At 35.8% G+C, this 15,702-nt stretch carries 19 protein-coding genes and 1 tRNA gene; 7 read left to right on the top strand and 13 right to left on the bottom strand.

Translation table 11 applies throughout. From position 1 onward, the window contains the following. Positions 1-21: 21 nt before the first annotated feature. A complete protein-coding gene (locus AC5YGI_RS20770) occupies positions 22-570 on the bottom strand; it encodes a glycine zipper domain-containing protein (RefSeq protein ID WP_110008078.1) in 549 nt (182 codons plus the stop codon). Between the two features lie 241 nt (positions 571-811). Between AC5YGI_RS20770 and AC5YGI_RS20765 the strand changes: the two genes are divergently transcribed. After that, positions 812-1,252 (top strand): hypothetical protein, encoded by a 441-nt coding sequence (locus AC5YGI_RS20765; protein ID WP_496169594.1) that lies wholly within the window; start codon positions 812-814, stop codon positions 1,250-1,252. A 650-nt stretch (positions 1,253-1,902) separates the two neighbouring features. On the opposite strand, the gene AC5YGI_RS20760 is transcribed toward AC5YGI_RS20765, so the two are convergent. From AC5YGI_RS20760 to thrA, 9 genes are all read right to left on the bottom strand, one after another. Next, positions 1,903-2,130, bottom strand: a complete 228-nt coding sequence (locus AC5YGI_RS20760; RefSeq protein WP_137905611.1) for a glutathione synthase — start codon at positions 2,128-2,130, stop codon at positions 1,903-1,905. 545 nt (positions 2,131-2,675) lie between these two features. After that, entirely contained in the window at positions 2,676-3,107 is a 432-nt protein-coding gene (locus AC5YGI_RS20755) for a CPBP family intramembrane glutamic endopeptidase (RefSeq protein ID WP_442879202.1), read from the bottom strand. 103 nt (positions 3,108-3,210) lie between these two features. Beyond that, positions 3,211-3,281, bottom strand: a tRNA-Cys gene (locus AC5YGI_RS20750). A 58-nt stretch (positions 3,282-3,339) separates the two neighbouring features. Then, the gene (locus AC5YGI_RS20745; protein WP_330743184.1) at positions 3,340-3,849 is read right to left on the bottom strand and encodes an RDD family protein; all 510 of its coding nucleotides are present in this window, start codon (positions 3,847-3,849) and stop codon (positions 3,340-3,342) included. A 42-nt stretch (positions 3,850-3,891) separates the two neighbouring features. Next, on the bottom strand, positions 3,892-5,256 hold the full coding sequence (locus AC5YGI_RS20740; RefSeq protein WP_330743183.1) for a DUF4403 family protein: 1,365 nt from the start codon (positions 5,254-5,256) through the stop codon (positions 3,892-3,894). 34 nt (positions 5,257-5,290) lie between these two features. Then, positions 5,291-5,659, bottom strand: a complete 369-nt coding sequence (gene folB, locus AC5YGI_RS20735) for a dihydroneopterin aldolase (protein ID WP_110008073.1) — start codon at positions 5,657-5,659, stop codon at positions 5,291-5,293. A gap of 4 nt (positions 5,660-5,663) precedes the next feature. Next, positions 5,664-6,968, bottom strand: a complete 1,305-nt coding sequence (gene thrC, locus AC5YGI_RS20730; RefSeq protein WP_330743179.1) for a threonine synthase — start codon at positions 6,966-6,968, stop codon at positions 5,664-5,666. Between the two features lie 15 nt (positions 6,969-6,983). After that, a complete protein-coding gene (locus tag AC5YGI_RS20725; RefSeq protein WP_330743177.1) occupies positions 6,984-7,910 on the bottom strand; it encodes a homoserine kinase in 927 nt (308 codons plus the stop codon). 10 nt (positions 7,911-7,920) lie between these two features. Further along, a complete protein-coding gene (thrA, locus tag AC5YGI_RS20720; RefSeq protein ID WP_330743176.1) occupies positions 7,921-10,368 on the bottom strand; it encodes a bifunctional aspartate kinase/homoserine dehydrogenase I in 2,448 nt (815 codons plus the stop codon). Positions 10,369-10,410: 42 nt separating this feature from the next. Between thrA and AC5YGI_RS20715 the strand changes: the two genes are divergently transcribed. The 5 genes from AC5YGI_RS20715 to AC5YGI_RS20695 all read left to right on the top strand — a co-directional run bounded on the left by AC5YGI_RS20715 (position 10,411) and on the right by AC5YGI_RS20695 (position 11,810). Then, positions 10,411-10,593: a hypothetical protein gene (locus tag AC5YGI_RS20715; RefSeq protein WP_227942880.1), complete on the top strand. Its 183-nt coding sequence runs from the start codon at positions 10,411-10,413 to the stop codon at positions 10,591-10,593. A 324-nt stretch (positions 10,594-10,917) separates the two neighbouring features. Then, a complete protein-coding gene (locus AC5YGI_RS20710) occupies positions 10,918-11,112 on the top strand; it encodes a hypothetical protein (RefSeq protein WP_330743173.1) in 195 nt (64 codons plus the stop codon). A 56-nt stretch (positions 11,113-11,168) separates the two neighbouring features. After that, on the top strand, positions 11,169-11,339 hold the full coding sequence (locus AC5YGI_RS20705; RefSeq protein ID WP_157885797.1) for a bacteriocin-like protein: 171 nt from the start codon (positions 11,169-11,171) through the stop codon (positions 11,337-11,339). 39 nt (positions 11,340-11,378) lie between these two features. Next, the gene (locus AC5YGI_RS20700; protein ID WP_227942878.1) at positions 11,379-11,576 is read left to right on the top strand and encodes a bacteriocin-like protein; all 198 of its coding nucleotides are present in this window, start codon (positions 11,379-11,381) and stop codon (positions 11,574-11,576) included. 24 nt (positions 11,577-11,600) lie between these two features. Further along, positions 11,601-11,810 carry a hypothetical protein gene (locus AC5YGI_RS20695; protein ID WP_137905607.1) on the top strand — a complete coding sequence of 70 codons (210 nt, stop codon included), beginning with the start codon at positions 11,601-11,603 and terminating at the stop codon, positions 11,808-11,810. Between the two features lie 54 nt (positions 11,811-11,864). Here AC5YGI_RS20695 and nadA read toward each other — a convergent pair whose 3' ends face one another. The 3 genes from nadA to AC5YGI_RS20680 form a co-directional block, all read right to left on the bottom strand. Continuing rightward, positions 11,865-12,884 (bottom strand): quinolinate synthase NadA, encoded by a 1,020-nt coding sequence (gene nadA / locus AC5YGI_RS20690; RefSeq protein WP_002976710.1) that lies wholly within the window; start codon positions 12,882-12,884, stop codon positions 11,865-11,867. A gap of 111 nt (positions 12,885-12,995) precedes the next feature. Next, positions 12,996-13,562, bottom strand: a complete 567-nt coding sequence (gene gmk / locus AC5YGI_RS20685) for a guanylate kinase (protein WP_330743161.1) — start codon at positions 13,560-13,562, stop codon at positions 12,996-12,998. A gap of 86 nt (positions 13,563-13,648) precedes the next feature. Beyond that, complete coding sequence (locus AC5YGI_RS20680; RefSeq protein WP_082798853.1) at positions 13,649-14,506, bottom strand: YicC family protein; 858 nt, start codon at positions 14,504-14,506, stop codon at positions 13,649-13,651. 147 nt (positions 14,507-14,653) lie between these two features. Between AC5YGI_RS20680 and miaA the strand changes: the two genes are divergently transcribed. Next, on the top strand, positions 14,654-15,574 hold the full coding sequence (miaA, locus tag AC5YGI_RS20675) for a tRNA (adenosine(37)-N6)-dimethylallyltransferase MiaA (RefSeq protein ID WP_330743156.1): 921 nt from the start codon (positions 14,654-14,656) through the stop codon (positions 15,572-15,574). The last annotated feature ends 128 nt before the right edge of the window (positions 15,575-15,702 follow it).

Genomic DNA, 15,702 nt, shown 5'->3' with positions numbered 1-15,702 from the left:
ATTTTATCATTAAAATATTTATTAACGGGGTTGTACTCGACCGTCTTTTCTATCCTGGGATCTACCAATAGTATATCCTGTAGCACCTCCTACAACACCACCAATAACAGCTCCAAGTCCTCTGTTTTTCTTAGCCACTATGGCTCCGACTGCTGCTCCACCTACGGTACCAATAACAGTTCCTTTGGCAGCCTTACTCCATCCTTTTTTCTGTGTGGTTCCCTGTGAAGTACCACTTCCGTTATCGGCATAGCTTCCGTTGCTGCCTGAACCAGAGTTTGAGCTTCTGTCTCTATATACTGTTCGTGTTTCTCTGATCACCTGTGGTTTTGAATTATTTTCAGCAGCAGCTCTTGACTTTTTACTTTCTGATATACTGTCTGCTTTTTTCTGGGCTTCGTATACCATTTTTTCTTTTTCAATAGCCAGTTTTTGTTTTTCTATTTCAAGTTGTCTGGCCTGAAACTCAAGTTTCTGTGCTTCCAGCGACTTTTCTGCAACACGGTCATCTTTCTTGCAGGCCGTCATTAAAAAGACGGATAAAAAACCTGCCAATACTATCTTTCTCATAATTCAAATTTTAATACAATAAAGCCAAATGACTTTAATTTTAGTTTGTATTTTCAATTATAGAGCCAAATTTTAGTTAACGAGTGTTAAAATTAGTAGTTAAAAGGAAAATAATTTCGAATATTGATGAATTTTATATTGTTAAAGCAGGGTGTCAGGAGTATTTGTAAATTTTATTTCATTAATAGTTTTTATTAAATTCATATAAGTTGAGTATTTTTGAATACCAAATACGTTTAATATGAAAAAATCAATTTTTACAGTATCAGCAGTGATTGGATTGCTTACTGTTGCGACATCGTTTTCTTCCAGGGAAATAACCCAGACCTATAAAGACTATTCAGGAATAGCCGGGGAAACGCCAAAAACTCAGACTTATAAGATCCGTTATGGTCTTCTTTCAAAAAACGGAACCAAAATTCTTTCTGGAAATTATGATGTAGGAAGTTTTCTTGCTGAGAATATAGCTACAGGGGAAATATATGATACTTATTACGGCGGCGGATTTCAATCTCTTCCACAATATTATGATGGCCTTCCTGCAGGAACCTACAATTTTTCTGCTACGCAGGGCCAGGGAGGCTGGGTAGGTTATGGAACTGTCGTTGCAACAGTTTCTGATGCCAATGTAGATGCTGATGGATATGTTACAGTGTATATTCCAATCATTTGGGAGGAATAGTCTTGTGTGCAAATAAATATTTAACTAAATTTACCCGTTCCACAGATGAAGATTTTTTAGTTTACTAAATAATTTCACCCTGTTTTTGGTGTTTAATTGATCTTCAGATGCAGTTTGATTCTTATAGAAAGTATTCATTCTTCTGTTCCGGTATTGTATAATGTTTTCTGCTTGGAAAATGTAACAATATAATGACCATTTTGAATGATTCCGCAATATTCTGTTTGGATTTTTCTAAATAGATTTTTTTCATCATTTGTGTTTTTTAGGCCTCCTTGCGGAGGCCGTTTCTTTTTTATGCTTTTATGACTTAGCGCATATGATAATTGTGCAAAAACTGATATTTTATGATGTATTTCAGATAAAGAAATGCTCTTCTCTCAGTTATTAGAAAACAGAATATATAGATTTTAATTATTGTCTCTTTTTGAGAAATATTTTAAAGGCTTGAAAAATCCAGTATTTAAAAGAATTAAAAATTTTATGAGTATAATCATAAAATAAAAAAAAAGAGTGGTATATCTTTGACTAAGAATTAATAGATAAAATAATTTTTATCTCTGATATAAAATTTTTTTTCATCATTTGTGTTTTTTGAGGCCTCCATTTCTGGGGGCTTTTTCTATATGATGAACAGGTCTGAATTGCCCTTATACATCAAATAGAATTCTACCGTCGAACGGACTGTCCCAAATGATTGATATTTTGTCATTTGATTTTCGTAACTGAGGCTGAATCATTTCATAATTTCCATTTTCTGTCATTCTTTCCACGATAAGATCTGCCCCTTCGCCTATTTCACTTATTGTATATTCCAACTGATATTCCCCATCTTTGATTTTTGTGAAATCTTCCTTATTAAAATTTTTTTGTGACATGACATTTAAATTTTATTGGGTTGGTTTAAATAAAGAATAAAGTATGCCAATTTGTGACAAAAAATATTTTTATGGCGAATTAAGTTATTTTAATTTTTTTTATGTCATGAATGTAAATTTTATTTTATTAAAATGTAAATTATTTTTTTTTTAATACTTTTGCCGGACCGTTATATTTATCTGAAATTATTAGAAGTAATTATGAAGTGGTTTTTAAAGTATCAGTAAAATCGGTTTAAAATGCTGAATTGGTTAAAATGGTGCTGTAGTAAGAAATTAACTTTTTTTCTCAAAATTGTTATTCTTGGCACGATTTTTCAATATAGAAATGTAACTCATGTTTAATTTGAGTTTTCATGGTTATTAGTTTTTATCCTCGGAATTTCCGGGGATTTTTTTTGATATGATATGACGCTGCTCATAAACCCAGGTTGATTTATCCCTTTATCTTTGAAAAAGATAATTTTTTATCCATCATTACTTTTTGCATTATTTACCAAGCTCTTCTTTGATCAGGAAGAGCTTGTTTTTTTAATAAAGGAAAGTTACATGATAAACAAAAACCCATAAAGATTGAACAACATGTGGAAGAGTACTGTTAGAATAAAACTGTAGTGAGGAATCTGCTTGTGATAATAAATATAAAGGTTATTTAAAATAATGCCGCCAAAAAATGTCATAGTAATATAGAGCCAGTTATAATAATGCATTGATGCGAAAATAATACTCATAATGATAATGCAAAATGCTTTATTGTTGAGTCTTATCCATTTGCTTAAAATCAGGTAGGGGAGATACTGAAATATAAAAGTTTCAATAAAAGGAGCAACGAATACGGCAATAAAGTTTAATTCATTTTTTGAGATATTTTGAGACTTAGTGTAATTGACATCAAAATGTAAGTAGGTATCATTAATATAATTAAAGAAATATCCGTTTAAAACTGCTAGGACAAAAGAAATCAGAAAGAAGATCATCAACTTTTTCATAATAATATTGTTGAGAAGAAAGAATGGAATTTTGAAAAACGTAAAAATATAAAAACAAAAAAACCTCTAAGTTATTTAGAGGTTTTTTCTGAGGTACCTAGCGGATTCGAACCGCTGTAGATGGTGTTGCAGACCACTGCCTAGCCGCTCGGCCAAAGTACCATTTTTACCATTTTTGAGGTGTGCAAATATAGTAAAATTTCTTTATGAACAAAAGTTTTTAAGCAATTTCTTTCTTTCCAAGATCCTCAATTTCGCTTTTTGCTTGAATTTCAGCCTGATAATTTTTGATGTTAATTACTCTTGTTTCACTCCATTTATCATGCCAGCCATTTTCACCTAAGAAGGAAAATGTATCAAAAGGAACAATTCTCGAAATATTGCGGACTAAATAGTCATTAAAAGTAGGTTCTGTTCCATCAATACAAATGACTTTTGTTCCGGTAATATACTTGCCGATCGATCTTCCTTTGGTAAAATATTCTATCAGAAAAGTGTACATAAAGTAGATAAGAGAGGTTATCAGTATATCAAGAAACCTATTCATTTCTGACATTTTATAAACAATCTTGATCAGAAAGTCAATATTGGCAAGGTTGTACAGTAAGGAAGCAGTAAAGCCCAAAGCAAGAAAAAAAACTGAGATTACAAGTCTGTCAATAAAAAAATTAGCAAATCTGGTCAGCTTTTCAGCTTTGTTTCGATCTACAACTACTAAGTATTTTCTCATGGTCGGTTATTAGTTTTTGGTTTAGTTTTTGAGTTTAAAATTTTAGAATCCGTTCACAATCAATTTTAACGAAGCATTTGTATCAATAACGGCGGTAATTCCTGTACTGCTAAGCAGAATTTTACTGGGCTTAAGATTGAAAACTCTTCCGTTCATTTTTAATCCTTTATAATACTCTTTATTAAAAGCTTCTTCAATACTTTTTCTTGAAGTTTCTTCCAGTTCCTGAGTAGGGATACCATATTCTTCTTCAATCATTTTTACGATTTTCCCCTGAAACAGGAGAGAAGCTGTTTTCTGCAGAATATTGGTCGTTTTCAGCTTGAATTTTGTTTGTGACAAAACAATTTTCCTTTTCGTTTCGTCATACACCGGGATCCCTGAAATAATGGAGGTTCCTTTTATATAGCCATCAGTCTGGGCTTCAATAACTACTCTGTCATCAACACCGTATACCCTGATGTCGGTTACTTTTACTTTAGAATCACGCATATCAAATTCCTTATTCAGGAAAGTTTTTCTTGCCATACTGCTTGCCTCAGTAAAAGGAATATTAGCAGTGGTCTGCAGAATAAATCGATCTGCAACTGCCGGTGTTGTATTAAAGTTGGCAACGCTGGTCACCGGTGAAGAAGCAGCAGGTTTATTTCCTGTGAAAGTTTCCGAAAAGATATCCACACCAAGAGTAGCGTTGATCTGATTTCCATAGAACTTCAAAGGAGTGATATTAACTCCCACCGGACTTACTTTCAGCCAGGTATTATATTCCTCAGAAATATTGAAGGGCTGCAGAAAAGTATTCCAGGCCATTAAGGCATATTGCTGGAAATTCAACTGTGCAGCCATTTGCTGATCAATGGTTTTACAGAATTTTTCCTGTTGTTCTTTTAAGCTTTTTTCAACAAAGGAAGTAATAGGAATCTGGATTCTTCCATAATCCAGAACAGGTTTTGTAACCCATCTGAAACCGTTCGGACGGGTGTTCGTCGTAATGGTCCAGTTATTTTTAAAAGTAACGGTGGTATTGAAAGACATTACCGTTTCGAAGGTTGTATTCTGATAGGTATAAACTCCCAATGTACCAATTCCTTTTTCTGCCCATATTTTTAAAGGAACTTCAATCAGCAGGTTCTGACTGGTTCCACCGACAAGACGGATAGGTCTCGTCTTCCATACTTTTACCTTAAACTGGTCATTGTTATTGTCTGTATACGAATCATCCTGATAAACGAGATCTTTCACGGAAGCATTGATCATATTGCTAAGCTCCGAAAGAGGAATGGTCACAGGCATTGTAATACTGGATTTTATCTTCGGAAAGTTATAGGCTGCCAGCTGATTATCAACAGTGGCCTGGCCAAAAACGCTGATTCCTGCTACTAAAAATAATATTGTAACGAATTTCAATTTGAATGTTTTTTTATCAACGAAAATAAGAATTTTAATTTTCCGGCTTAAAGCTTTTTTCAAGCTCAATGCTGGCACCTTTCATTTCTCCCTGCATTGGAGGAGCTGTTTTGGTGATTTTTAATTTAATATAGTCAATCTGTGGAAAGCTGTTGTGAATTTTTGTAATCATTCTTCCGGCCACATGTTCCAGTAATCTGGATTTTATTTTCATCTCGCCATGAAGGATATCATTGATGTCTGCATAGCTTATCGTGTCATGCAAATCATCAGATTCTGCGGCTTTCCACAGATCGGTATGAAGTTCTACATTCAGAATATAATAGGTACCGATGATATTTTCTTCGGGAAGTACACCATGGTAGGCATATATTCTAACGTCTTCAAGATATATTTTGCTCATTGCTTCAGATTTTATGAAGCAAAAATCGTCTTAATTCTTCAAAATCTGAATTTATTTCTACAGTTTTTTTATCCTTTTCCATAAGTTCTTTCAAAGGTTCAGGAATTTCAATCTGAGTATGAATGGCTTTTTCCACTGCATCAGGGAATTTTACAGGATGTGCAGTCCCCAGAATAAATCCTTTCTGTTCAGGATTTTCTTGCAGATATTGTTCCATTGCGGTCAATGCAACAGCGCTATGAGGCTCCAGAACATATCCGTATTTCTCATAAACCACCGAGATAGTATTCATAGTTTGCTCATCATCAATGGAATAAGCTGAAATTTTATTTTTTACCAGTTCAAACTGATTCCCAAAAAGCTCCAGAATTCGTACAAAATTACTTGGGTTTCCCACATCCATAGCATTGGATAGAGTGGTAATGGCTTTTTGTGGCTGGTAATTCTGAGTTTTAAAATAATCAGGAACTACCTGGTTGGCGTTGCAGGCGGCGATAAAATGGCTGGCAGGCAAACCTCTGACATGAGCCAGAAGCCCGGCACAGATATTTCCGAAATTTCCGCTGGGTACACAGATTACAGGTTGTTCCTTATGCTCCTGTATCCATTGTTTTAAAGCTATTAAATAATAAATCTGCTGAGGAAGCCATCTTGCAACATTGATAGAATTGGCAGAGGTCAAAAATAACTGACTGTTGATTTCTTCATCTGAAAAAGCCTGTTTGACAAGATTCTGACAGTCATCAAAACTTCCGTTGACTTCCAGCGCTGAAATATTTTCGCCTAATGCGGTCAATTGTTTTTCCTGCACAGGACTGACTCTGTTTTTAGGATACAGAATGACTACATTAATTTGCGGGATTTTATAAAATCCATGGGCAACAGCTCCTCCCGTATCTCCAGAAGTTGCCACCAGAACAGTGACTTTTTTATTCCGGTCTTTCAAAAAATAGGAAAGGCAGCGGCTCATCAATCTGGCTCCGATATCTTTAAAAGCCAGGGTGGGACCATGAAATAATTCCAATATAGAGATTTGTTCATTGATCTTAACCAAAGGGATATCAAAACTGACTGTTTCAGCAACAATTTCCTTTAAGATTTCAGAAGGAATTTCATCACCCACAAAATCTTTCATACACTGGTATGCAATTTCTTCATTGGAATATTGATGAAGATTTTGAATAAATTCCTGGTCAAATTGCGGAATGTTTTCCGGAAAAAATAATCCTTTTTCTTTTCCCTGCCCTTTTATTGTTGCTTCTCTGAAATCAATTTTTTCCAGATGGTCTTTTAGATTATAATATTTCATTTCTGTTTTTTAAGATTAATTTTCTTCAACGATCTGAATTCCTGTCGGATTTATTTTTGAAACATAGACAAAACTTTCTATTTCAATTTCATTATACACTGACTCCATCATCTGAGCAATTTTTTCCGCAGTCTCTTTTTGTTCAGATAACATAAAAATAGATGGTCCTGAACCGGAAATTCCTCCTCCCAAAGCTCCTATCTGTAAGCTTTTTTCTTTGATTTCGTCAAACTTCGGAATAAGAATACTGCGGACAGGTTCTATGATGACGTCGTTAAGACTTCTGCCAATTAACGGGAAATCATTTTTCTCAATTCCAGCTACCAGCCCTGCGATATTTCCCCATTGTTCCACAGCGCTTTTCAAACTGATATTTTTCTTTAAAATCTGTCTGGCATCCGAAGTTTTAACTTCTACCTGCGGATGTACTGCTGTTACAAATAAATCAGGGCTGTTCAGCGGAATAATATCAATCGGGTCAGTAGATTTTACCAGTGTAATCCCACCATAGATGCATGGCGCGATATTGTCTGCATGGCGTACTCCCGAAGCCAGTTCTTCTCCAAACATGGCAAAATGAACCATTTCTTCTTTTGACAATTTGTTTCCTAATAATACATTGGCTCCGAAGGCGGCTCCGGCGGCACTTGCCGCACTGGAGCCGAGCCCGCTTCCAGGCTTTATATGTTTATGAATAATGACTTCAAAACCATTTTTCAGATTAAAATGTTCCTGAATTTTCAACAAGACGATGCCTGCAACATTTTTGGATGGTTCTTCAGGAAGTCCAAAAGAATCTGTATGTTTTATAATAATTTCTGGGGTTTCCAATAATCTGAATTCCATTTCATCATAAGGATCATGAACTGCCATTCCTAAAATATCGAATCCGCAAACCAGGTTGGCCACAGTGGCGGGTACTTTTAATTTTACTTTTTTCATATTTGTATTTTTAAATAGAACGGATAATATCTGCAAAAACTCCACTCGCTGTTACATCAGCTCCTGCTCCGGCACCTTTTACCACCAAAGGCTGTTCGGAATATCTCAGCGTTTTAAAAATGACAATATTGTCTTTGCCATACAGATGAAACAGATCGCTGTCCGGAGCAATATGTTGTAAACCTACTCTGGCTTTTCCGTCTTCAAATTCTGCTACGTATTTTAATATTTTACCTTCGTTTTTTGCCTTGTTCAATAAGTTTTTAAAATGTTCTTCATATACTGTGAGTTTCTCATAAAAACTTTCAACGCTTCCTTCCATACATTCTTCAGGCAGAAAACCTCTATTTTCAATGTCTTCAAACTGAAGCGGATATCCTGCCTCTCTGGCCAGAATTAAAATTTTCCTTGCTACATCTGTTCCGGACAGATCAAGCCTTGGATCCGGCTCTGTGTATCCTTCCTTCTGAGCCTGGGCTACCACTTCAGAAAAAGTTCTGTTTCCGTCATACTCATTAAACACAAAATTCAATGTTCCACTCAGTACAGCTTTAATGGATTGAATCTGGTCTCCGCTTTTGATGAGGTCGTTGATAGTTCCTATTACCGGAAGCCCTGCACCTACATTGGTTTCAAAATAAAAACTGCAGTTGTGGTTTCTGGCGGTATTTTTTAAGGTTTTATACTTTCTAAAATCAGAAGAAGCTGCAATTTTATTACAGGCAACAATATCCACACTTCTTTTTAATAAACTTTCATATACTTCAGGAACCTCAGGACTTGCAGTTACATCAACGAAAACAGAATTCCTAAGGTTTCTGTGGATAATTTCGTCAGCAAATTCCCTGGCAGAGGCTTTTTCACCATGCTGATTCCAGTTATAATAATTTTCCTGTGAAATTCCCTGATCTGAAAACATCATATGACGGCTGTTGGAAATTCCTGCAATTCTCAGGTTGATCAGAAAGTTTTCTTTTAAATAATCATTTTGGTCATAAATCTGCTGGATCAGTTTTGAACCTACATTTCCTGTTCCACAGATGTAAAGATGAATTTGTTTTATTTCAGATTCAAAAAAATCTTCGTGAAGCACATTTACTGCTTTTTTACTGTCCTTTTCTGAAATCACAATACTGATATTTCTTTCCGAAGAGCCTTGTGCTATGGCTCTAATATTAACTCCGTTATTTCCCAGACATCCGAACATTTTTGCACTTACACCGCTTCTGCTTTTCATACTTTCTCCAACCAGAGCTATAATAGAAAGGCCGGTCTCAATTTTTACCGCGTACACTCTTTTCAGATTAATATCATCCGCAAAAGAAGAGTTGATTGCATGCTCGGCACGTAAAGCTTCTTTTTCTTCAATTGCAATGGTGATGGAATGCTCTGAAGAACCTTGTGTTATAAGGATTACATTGATCTTTTCATGGCTTAAACATTGAAATAATTTAGCTGAAATTCCGGGTATTCCTACCATTCCGCTGCCTTCCAGTGTAAGAAGGGCAATACTGTTCATATTGGAGATTCCTACTGCAATCTGTTTTTCATCTTCTGAAGATTTCAGTTGATGGGAAATAAGAGTACCCTCTGCATCGGGATCAAAAGTATTCTTGATAAGCAGGTTTATATTTTTTACCATGACAGGCTGAATGGAAGGCGGGTAGAGTACTTTAGCCCCAAAATGTGACAGTTCCATCGCTTCATGATAAGATATTTCTGAAATAGGTTTAGCATTGGAAACCAGACGGGGGTCAGCAGTCATCATCCCGCTTACATCGGTCCAGATCTGGAGTTCTTCTGCATCAATAGCCGCTGCAATAATAGATGCGGTGTAATCTGATCCGCCTCTCCCTAATGTGGTGGCGTTATTTTTCTCGTCCCTCGCTATAAAACCTGGTCCTACGATAATGGGGTTCTGATTTTCATTCAGAAAACGGGCAATATTATGATCGGTAGATTTAAAATCTACTTTTGCATGGGTAAAATTACTATCTGTTCTGATCAGTTCTGCAGAGTTCATCCAAACGCAGTCCAATCCTTCAAGCTGTAATCTTGCAGCTATAATTTTTGAGGACAGGAATTCTCCGTAAGAAGCAATTTTATCTTTAATTCTATCTGTCAATTCACCAAGAACAGCAATTCCGTTGCAGAGATCCTCGATATCGTTGAAATGTTTTTTTACAAAACTCAGCCATGAGCTTTGTTCTGCAATAGGGAAAAGTTCTTTGACCAGACTGATATGTTTTTCTTCAAGGTTCTGAACGGCCTGACTGTAATTTTCATCTTTTACAGAAGCCTGTTCTGCTGCTTTAATCAATTGATCTGTAACTCCATAAAGAGCGGATACAATAACTACAACTTTACTTTTTAAAGATTCTCTTTTTACGATCTTTTCCATCAGTAAGATATTCTGAGAATGGGCGACTGATGTTCCGCCGAATTTTAAAACTTTCATCAATTATTTTTTTGAAGTTGGATAAAAAGAAATGGTTACTCTTTGAAAAAAAGAGTACGGGTACCGGGAATAATATGTGAAAATCTACCCCGTTATGGGGTAATTGTTGTAGTGCCGAATGTAGAAACAGAAGATATGCCTGAAATAAGTGATTTCAGAGCAGAAATATCAGATATGTTTCTTAAAAAATTCATTGTAACGGAACAAATGTACAAATTATTTTGAAACAGACAAGTTTTTAACATAATAAAATATATTTCCTTTTTATGAGATATATTTTGGTGTAATTGATTAAAAATGTTACATTTATGATATTAACTAATAATGAAATAACTGTGAAAAATTTGAATAAAACTTCAAAACAAGCTTTAAAAACAAATAAGTGGAGCAGCTTTTAGGTGTGACGGATGTCCTGCAGATGGAGGTACGGCCCGGACCATGAAATTTGCCCATTCCTGTGAAGAATATAATGTACTGCCGGAATGATTCAAATCTTGTGTATTCGTAAGTTCACGGTGTATTTATCCTGAAAACTAATCAAAAAATAATATGAAAAATTTAGAAAAATTAAACCGACTGAATCTGAAATCAATCAGTGGAGGAAATGTGAATAACTGTTTTGAGAATTGTCCTGTCGGCCCGTACGGACCAGGTGAACCAAGGTCATGTGCCGATTATCATGCTCTGCCGGAATGCTGTAAAGGAAGGGTGCTGGTAAGCATTGAATGCTTTGACAGGCCTTGATTTTAAAATAATAAAGACAAATAATATTTTTATTTCTAATATTAAAATTAAACGCTATGAAAACAATTAAAAAATTATCAAGAGAAGACAAGAAGAACATCAAAGGTGGTTTCACTGATATTCAGATTGAAGCATGTGGAGGCGAGCAGTTTGTCTGTTTCCGCGGAGGCGGGAATTGGGGATGCTGGCTGAAGCCGGGAGGAACCTGCTATGCACCAATGCTGTAGTATTGAATAGACTAAACCCAATTTAAAAATTAAAGTACTATGAAAAATTCAAAAAAATTAAACAGAGAAAGCTTAAGATCTATTATCGGAGGCACAGGAGACAGCTGTGCAGTTGACCTCGATTGCGGACCAAAAGGGTGTGCTGTATGTACAGATCTTAAAGGACGTAAAGTTTGCCTTTATCTTTTCCCTTATGATCCATCAGTTCCGGGAAGCTGTCTTATTTCAGAATCTTAAAACGTATTAAAAATTAAAACAACTATGAAAAATTTAAAGAAATTAAACAGAAAAGAACTTGAAAGATTAAATGGGGCCGCTGGTCCGTCCAGATGTGCAGGGTGTCCTCAGAATGCTACGTTTGGAGATGGACCTGAATATCAATATCCATGCTCTGCTTATCAGGGACTGCCTGATTATTGTAAGATGTGTGTTCTGGTAAGTATGGAATGCGTAGACGGAGGTGTCTCTTAGCACAAGACCTGTTTCAGAACAATAAAAAAAGCACTGTTTTTACAGTGCTTTAATTTATTTTATGCTTTTGGAAAGATCAAGCATCGCTTCAATAGGTTTCAATGCTTTTAATCTTAATTCTTCGTCGATAAGAATTTCCGGAAGCTCATATTTCATACATAGATACAATTTTTCCATTGTATTACGTTTCATATAAAAGCATTCTGAACAATTACAGCTTTCGTCGAAAACCAATGCAGGAATCAGTTCTTTGTGAGGTGCACGCTTTTTCATTTCATGAAGAATACCTTCCTCAGTAGCAATGATGAATTTCTGGCAGTCATCTTTTTCTACATAATTCAAAAGAGCAGAAGTAGAGCCGATGAAATGAGCTAATTTCAATACTGCTTCTTCGCTTTCAGGGTGTGCAATCAGTTTTGCATCCGGATTATCTGCCAATTGCTGGGCAATTCTTTCCATTGAAAATGCTTCGTGTACCACACAGCTTCCATCCCAAAGGATCATATCGCGGCCTGTTTTCTTAGAAAGGTATCTTCCCAGGTTTTTGTCAGGTGCAAAAATGATCGGTCTGTCTTTCGGAAGTGCTTCAATCACTGTTTCAGCATTTGAACTTGTAACGATAATATCACTTTCAGCTTTAGTTTCTGCATTACAGTTGATGTAAGTGGCAATTAAAGCATTCGGGTGCTGCTCTCGCATTTTTCTCAGTCCTTCCCCTGAACAACCGTCTGCCAGAGAGCATCCGGCCATGGTATCAGGAAGAACTACTTTTTTAGTTGGGTTCAGAATTTTTGCGGCTTCTGCCATAAAATGTACTCCACAGAATACAATCATGTCAGCATTGGTATCTTTAGCTTGTCTTGCCAGCTGTAAAGAATCTCCAAGGAAATCAGCAATATCCTGGATTTCTCCCGGTTGGTAATAATGGGCAAGAATAACAGCATTTTTTTCCTCTTTAAGTTTCAGAATAGCTTTTACAAGCTCTTCACCCTGAGGAATAGCAATATCTTTTATATCCAGAAATCCTCTGACAGGAATTGCAGATTTAGCTTTTTCTAATGTTTCGGTACTCATATCCACCTCAATTTTTTCTTTTATAGAAGTTAGAGATTAGAAACTGGAGGTTAGTATAAAATGAGTATCATTTTCCTGACACTAAAAAAACTAACTTCTAATTTCTAACTTCTAGTTTCTTTCTATAAAACTTTTTATTAAACTTTCTATTTCTTTTTTAGCTGTATCAAGATCCTCATTAATCACGATCTTGTCAAACTCGCTGGCATAGGTCATTTCTTCTTCTGCCTTTGCTACACGGGTTTTTATGGTTTCTGCATCATCTGTGTTTCTGGAGATCAATCTTCGTTCCAATTCTTCAATGGAAGGCGGTTCTATAAAAATAGACAACGCTTTTTCACCGAAGTATTTTTTTAATGAAATGCCTCCTTTTACATCTACATCAAAAATAACAACTTTTCCCTGATTCCAGATTTTTTCCACTTCAGATTTTAAAGTACCGTAATATTTGTCAGTATAAACTTCTTCATATTCTACAAAAGCATCTTCGGAAATTTTCTGTCTGAACTCCTCCGGTGTCAGAAAATGATAATCTACTGCATGTACTTCACTTCCTCTTGGCTGTCTTGTAGTACATGAGATTGAAAATTCCAGCTCAGGAAATGTTTCCAGTGAATGCTTTACCAATGTAGTTTTTCCGCTCCCTGATGGTGCTGAAAATATAATTACTTTATCCATTTTTTTTGGTTTCGGGTTACGGGTTTCGAGTTTGGTGTTCCATTATTAGAAATAACAGCCACGCATCTCGTTCCTCGTATCTATCATTACAATACGTTTAACGTTTGTTCTTTAATTTTTTCAAGGTCGTCTTTCATCATTACCACCAGTTTCTGGATTTCTGCGTGATTGGCTTTAGAACCCAGTGTATTGATTTCTCTTCCGATTTCCTGAGAAATAAATCCCAGTTTTTTTCCGTTGAAAGACTCATTGTCCATTACTTCTTTGTAATATTTCAGGTGCTGGGCAAGTCTTACCTTTTCTTCAGAAATATCAAGTTTTTCCGTGAAATAGGCCATTTCCTGGTAGAAACGTGTTTCATCAACGTTTTCGAATTCTTTCAAAGATTTCTGATAACGTTCTTTCACGCTCACAATTCTTTCTTCTTCAAAAGGAATTACTTCGCTCAGATATTTGTCGATATTCTGAATATTTCTGTTGAGTTCCTCATGTAAGATACCCCCCTCAGTTCTTCTGAATTCTTCGAATCTGTCTACGGCATTATTGACAATCTTAGCCAGAGCTTCCCATTCACCTTCCGTTAATTCGTCAGGTCTTGATGTAATGGCATCAGGAAGTCTTACTGCCATTTTAAGGTATTCGAAATTGGGACCGTCAGAAGCTATGTTTTTAAGTTCGTTAATATAAGAGTCAATTAAGTTTTTATTGATTTTTACATCGTTGGACTCTTCAAGATTCTCGATATTAACGTAGCAGTCTACTTTTCCTCGGATAATTCTATCGTTAAGAATTTTTCTGATTTCAAATTCTTTTTCTTTATAACGTAAAGGAATTTTAATATTTAAATCAAAGCTCTTGCTGTTCAGAGATTTAATATCAATAGTAATTTTTTTTCCTTCAAAAACATCTTCGGCTCTACCGAATCCGGTCATTGATAAAATCATAGTTTTTTATTGTTCTACAAAGATAAACATTTAAGTCTATAGTTTAACTAATGTTAAATGGCTGGAAGATGGAGGCAGGAAGCGGGAAGATTGTTGTGAATATAAATGAGGTGTAATTTTAACTTCCCATTTTCGTAAATTAGCGCTGTGAAAAAGAAAAATTTAATTTCTGTAGTAGGACCCACCGGAATTGGAAAAACGAGATTGGCGATTGATTTGGCGCAGCATTTCAATACCGAGATTATTTCCTGTGATTCCCGCCAGTTTTTTAAAGAAATGAAAATAGGGACTGCCACCCCTTCGGAAGAAGAACTGGCGCAGGCACCTCATCATTTTATCGGAAATCTTTCAGTGGAAGAGTATTATTCTATCGGGCAGTATGAAGAAGATGCGCTTCAAAAGCTTAATGAACTTTTTGCTGCTCATGACACGGTAATTCTTGTTGGAGGAAGCATGATGTATGAAAAAGCGGTGATAGAAGGTCTCCACGATCTTCCGGAAGCCAATGTTGAAAACCAGGAGAAGCTTCAAAATATGATGGAGCAGGAGGGAATTGAAAAACTTCAGGAGATTTTAAAAGAACTGGATCCTGAATATTTCAGTGTAGTGGATATTCACAATCACCGCAGGCTGTTGAGAGCTATTGATATTATCTGGCAGACGGATAAAAAATATTCTGAACATATTTCAGTGTCTCAGAATGAAAGAGATTTTAATGTAATCAGAATCGGGATAGAAGCTCCAAGGGAAGAATTATATGACAGAATTAACCGCAGAGTGGATATCATGATGGAAAACGGACTGCTGGATGAGGTGAAAAGCCTTGAGGAATTCAAAGGATTGACGGCTTTGAATACTGTAGGTTACGCTGAACTTTTCAAGTATTTTGATGGAGAATGGGATCTTGATTTTGCGGTTTCGGAAATTAAAAAGAACAGCCGCAGGTATGCGAAACGCCAGCTGACATGGTACAGAAAGGCGGATGATATTCATTATTTACAGTTGGGATATTCTCAGGAAGACTTTGAGGCTCTGTTAAAATGGATTACTGAGCAATTTCAGGAATAAATTAAGCACTTAGTTTGTCATTCTGACGAAGGAAGAATCTCATCGATTGTTTTTAAAGATTCTTCATTCCACTTTGTTCCATTCAGAATGACAAACCGGACGCTTTATTTATCCATACACTATGTCAT

The sequence above is a fragment of the Chryseobacterium sp. CS3K3.1 genome (assembly GCF_059515165.1).
Note: the sequence above shows the minus strand (reverse complement) of the source record. Positions and strands in the feature narration are given on the sequence as shown.